The following is a 4,597-nucleotide window of genomic DNA, read 5'->3' as shown; positions in this document are numbered from 1 at the left end:
TCCGTATAGCGCGGGATTTTTTCTCCTGCACTGCCTGTTACCGGGCGGAGCGGTCAATCACGTTATCCGGGCTCAACGAGTCGAATATTCGAGGGATGATTCAGTAACTCGAACGACAGTCCAAATTGACGCGCGATGGTTGCGAGGCGATCGGGCCATTCCCATTTTGCGAATAGGTCGTGGAGATTTTGGAGACAGGAGAGTAATTCGACTGTCATTGGATCGTAGACATTTATGCGCGAGAGGAGCAGCGCGCTAAGTATCGTCAATTTAGAATAGGAACAATAGGGCGGCTTACCTGCTATTTACCGCTCAGTTCCACTTGCCAGGTAAAAACGACTGATCGACGTTTGATATGTTCGTGAGCCGGGCGCCAAGTGCGTAGTGCGGCACGAAAAAAAAGGCCGCATTAGCGGCCTTGAAGAGGGGTACTACAGGAGGATCAACGGGTTCAGGATGTGGTTGTTGGCTTAAGCCTGTATTAAAGGCGGCGAGATAGTTTGGCAACGCCAAGGGCGCTGCGGCCAGTGGTAGCAACGAATGGGGCGGTCGAGGCGAAGCGTGTGCGCGCCGCGGGTGCTTGAGGGTGGTGTTCGACTGCGGCTTGATGAGTGGAGGCGGCACTACGTTCGTGCCAAAGACCTGGAGTGAGCGACGAGGACACTTAAAAATTGGCGGTTTAAAACGCGTTTCTTTGCTTCGTTTCTTTTCGCGTTTGCAAAGAAATGAAGTCCCGCCCCGGACAGGGGCTAACAGAGATAAGCAAGAAAATCCGACTTAAGCAGAACGACCACGCGAGCAGAAGGACTCCACCCTATTCTCACACTCGCCGCAAGCAGAACCGCCCCAAGAACCCTAAACCCCCTCAAGCGCCAGCGCCAACCCATCGACAATAGCGGCCGTCATGCCGCTCCACCCAAACGATGAACGCTCGATCATTCCCACCGAACGACGAATGGCGGGTTGCGCAATCGGGATCAATCGTAGCAAAGGATCGGCTTGCCACCCTGCGTTATGCAACTGCGGCAGCACTGTCACTCCCACGTTCTTCCTGACCAGCGCGACAATTGTCTCGATAGAGTTGAGCTCAAGATACTCGTTCACATCAAGCGCAAGCTGCCGCAACGCCTGATCAACGACCACACCCGTTCTCACAAGCCGGTCAAAACGTAAAAATCCGTTCGATGCCAGGATGCGGCGCGGATCGTTATCGGAGATTTCCCGGCTCACGATCAGCATCAAAGGTTCCGTATAGAGCGGGGTCCACTTGAGGGACTCCGGTAGCGTCTGGTCCGGCCGGGCGACGACCGCGGCAATGTCCACCTCGCCTTGTTCAACCATGCTGGTCAGTTCGTCGGATCGCGCCGATAACAAGCGCACATCAAGCCGTGGATGCGCCGTTTTCAGCCGCGCGACGCCCAATGACAGCGCGCCGATCACCGACACCACCGCTCCAATTACCACGGGCCCCTGCATTGAATCGGCAGGCGCGGCTGCAAGCTCATCGACCAGATCGAGGATCTGCTCGACCTTCGGACGGATCTCATGACCCTGGCGGCTGAGCGTTATCTGCCGCGCGCGGCGATCGAAGAGCTGACGGCCAAGGGCCTCCTCCAGACCGCGCATTTGCAGGCTGACGGCGGCTTGCGTGAGCGCGACTTTATCGGCGGCAGCGGCAAATGAGCCCGTCCTGGCGATAGCGCGAAAGGTTCTGAGCATCCGGATCGTAGGCATGCGAGTTCAAGAAAAGATTGAAGATTAACAAGAAAGTTTAATATTTTCTCATGCATTGCCGTGGACATAATGGGATTTTGAATACTCGTCTTGATTCAAGAAAGCCTTCCTCTTACATCAATCAACGCTAGACACCCATGACCCGCTTTAACTGGCAGAACCCCTATCCCACGCCGCGCATGCCCGTGTTCGCGCGCAATATTGTTTCCACCTCGCATCCGCTCGCTGCGCAGGCTGGCTTGAGGATGCTGTGGAAAGGCGGCAATGCCGTCGATGCCGCTATTGCCGCCGCTGCCGCCATCACGCTGGTCGAGCCGGTTTCATGCGGTCTCGGCGGCGACGCGTTTGCGCTCGTCTGGGACGGCAAGAAGCTGCATGGGTTGAACGCGTCGGGCGTGTCTCCCGCGGCCTGGAATGTCGATTACTTCAAGCATAAATATGGGGAGGAGAACGGACTCGCCAGGCAGCCGAAGCGCGGCTGGGATGCGGTGACCGTGCCCGGCGTGATCGCGGGATGGGAGGCGTTGCACGCAAAATTCGGCTCGCTGCCATTCGCGGATTTGATGGAGCCGGCCATCGAGATCGCCGAGCGTGGGCACGCGGTGGCGAGCATCGTCGCGTACAAATGGGCGGCGGCGGTGCCAGAGTTGAAAGACCAGCCCGGTTTCGCCGATACCTTCATGCCGCGCGGCCGCGCGCCCGAGATCAGCGAACTGATGCGCTTTCCCGGTCACGCGAAAACCCTGCGCACGCTCGCCGAGCAAGGCCCGCGCGCATTCTATGAAGGCGAGATCGCGCAGAAGATCGCGGCGTTCGCGAAGGAGGGTGGCGGCGCGATGACCGCGAACGATTTGCGCGGCTACCAGGCGGAGTGGGTGGAGCCGATCGCGAAGGATTATCGTGGGTACACGGTCCATGAAATTCCGCCGAACGGGCAGGGCATTGCTGCGTTGATCGCGCTCGGCATACTCGACAAGTTCGATCTGAAGTCGCTCGCCGTCGACAAGATCGAGTCGCAGCATTTGCAGATCGAAGCCATGAAGCTCGCTTTCGCCGATGTCTACCAATACGTCGCCGATCCGCGTTCCATGGACGTGACGCCGGAGCAAATGCTCGACGACGCGTATCTGACGGCGCGCGCCAAGCTGATCGACCCGCGCCGCGCGTCGCATTTCGATTTCGGCATGCCGCCGGCGGGCGGAACGATCTATATGTCGGTCGCGGACGAGCGCGGCATGATGGTGAGCTTTATCCAGTCGAACTACATGGGCTTCGGATCGGGCGTCGTCGTGCCGAACAGCGGCATCGCGATGCAGAACCGCGGTTGTGGCTTCTCGATGGACCCGAAATCCGCGAATGTGGTGGAAGGCGGCAAGCGGCCGTTCCACACCATCATCCCGGCGTTCCTCACACAGGAAGTGGACGGCACGCGCGAGGCCGTGATGAGCTTTGGCGTGATGGGCGGCGACATGCAACCGCAAGGCCATCTGCAATCTATTGTCCGGATGCTCGACTACGGCCAGCAGCCTCAAGCTGCCTGCGATGCACCGCGCTGGAAGGTCAATCGCGATTTCACCATCGATATCGAATCGACCCTGGATCGCGAAACCGCGAAGGGGCTTGAAGGATTGGGCCATACGATCAAATCCGTCGACGATGCCTATATGGACTTTGGCTCGGGGCAGTACATCTGGAAGCTGGATCGCAACGACCCGGAGCGTGGTTATGTTGCTGCGAGCGACAGTCGAAGAGATGGTCTGGCTGCGGGCTTCTAGTCGTCATAGTTCGGGGAGGCGGGAGCGGGGCACGACGTAGTCCCGATTTCGTCTCATCTCGACAATTAATTTGATATGCAATCCAAACTGACTGTCAATCAATTGAAAACTAAAATAGACATTCGATTGGGGTGAAATGCCGCAGCAAACGTTCAGAGAACAAGTAAATTATCTGACAGCCATCAAAATAATTCATTCGGTCGTGTGGCAATATCTCATCAGATGGGAGATATTGAGAGGTACCAAAAATGAAGCAGTGCATATCAAATGAAATAAGAAATGCAGATCGCAAGTCTGTGGATGTGATGCAATCCAAAGTCAGGCCGCTGACGCGCAACGGAGTCAATCGCTCTCGGCCGGTCAGCCAGCATCAACCGGCATGAGTTTCACTCCCTATAGATTTTCTATCGACATAATTCGGCAAGCTTAATAACACGCAAATCGCTTCGGTGAGTGCGTGCGATGGCTTGCGCCTCGACCGCGCCCGGTGCGTGGTACTTCAGTCAAGGATGTTTCGATGAACTTTAGAACCGATCCCGAAATTCGGGCGTGGGTGGCTGCGTACGTTCGCGACACGCTCAATGTGTCCTGGGCCGGACAACCCACCAGTCTCGCAGACCTTGGGATAGATTCGCTATCCGGCGCGGAACTGATCTGTGCATTGGAGCGGCGGATGGGCGTTGCGATATCCAGTGATTTTCTCGCGCCAATATCGGATACCGAACATTTCATTCTCGCGTTAATGGTGCTTCAGAATGCGGGCGCCGCCGGTCCGGAGGAGCGGCCGTATGAGGCGTACGTTAATCCTTATCTCGCTACGAAGTTGCAGCAGATGAAGCTGGACAGGACCTTCGTGCGGAGTGAGGGAGCATATCTATACGACGAAAATGGAAGGCGGTATCTCGACTTCCTTGCTCAGTACGGAGCCGTTCCATTCGGGCATCATCCAGCGGAAATATGGGAGGCTGTCGACGCTTTACGGGCAGATTCCGAGCCGATTTTCGCGCAACCTTCGATCCTTAAGTCGGCGGGGCTGCTGGCACAACGTCTTATCGAGCTAGCACCCTCCGGCTTGCGCTATGTAACGC

At 57.1% G+C, this 4,597-nt stretch carries 3 protein-coding genes and 1 pseudogene; 2 read left to right on the top strand and 2 right to left on the bottom strand.

All coding sequences use genetic code 11. The features are described 5' to 3' along the window. Positions 1-62: 62 nt before the first annotated feature. Positions 63-257, bottom strand: a pseudogene (locus tag WCA53_RS18545) (hypothetical protein); the annotation flags it as partial. A gap of 598 nt (positions 258-855) precedes the next feature. Next, entirely contained in the window at positions 856-1,734 is an 879-nt protein-coding gene (locus tag WCA53_RS18540; protein ID WP_423913783.1) for a LysR substrate-binding domain-containing protein, read from the bottom strand. A 137-nt stretch (positions 1,735-1,871) separates the two neighbouring features. On the opposite strand from WCA53_RS18540, the gene ggt reads away from it, so the two are divergent. Further along, positions 1,872-3,509: a gamma-glutamyltransferase gene (ggt, locus tag WCA53_RS18535; protein ID WP_423913780.1), complete on the top strand. Its 1,638-nt coding sequence runs from the start codon at positions 1,872-1,874 to the stop codon at positions 3,507-3,509. Positions 3,510-4,026: 517 nt separating this feature from the next. Next, positions 4,027-4,597 (top strand): aminotransferase class III-fold pyridoxal phosphate-dependent enzyme (locus WCA53_RS18530; RefSeq protein ID WP_423913777.1); only part of this gene is annotated, 571 nt, incomplete at its 3' end.

It is taken from the genome of Caballeronia sp., assembly GCF_049581465.1.
Classification (GTDB): domain Bacteria; phylum Pseudomonadota; class Gammaproteobacteria; order Burkholderiales; family Burkholderiaceae; genus Caballeronia.
The sequence above is the reverse complement of the archived record's forward strand: the minus strand, read 5'-3'. Positions and strand labels throughout refer to the sequence as shown.

Bases quoted from the DNA above. Each gene is read 5' to 3' on its own strand.
- WCA53_RS18540 (WP_423913783.1), bottom strand. From the start codon at position 1,734: ATGCCTACGATCCGGATGCTCAGAACCTTTCGCGCTATCGCCAGGACG.
- ggt (WP_423913780.1), top strand. From the start codon at position 1,872: ATGACCCGCTTTAACTGGCAGAACCCCTATCCCACGCCGCGCATGCCC.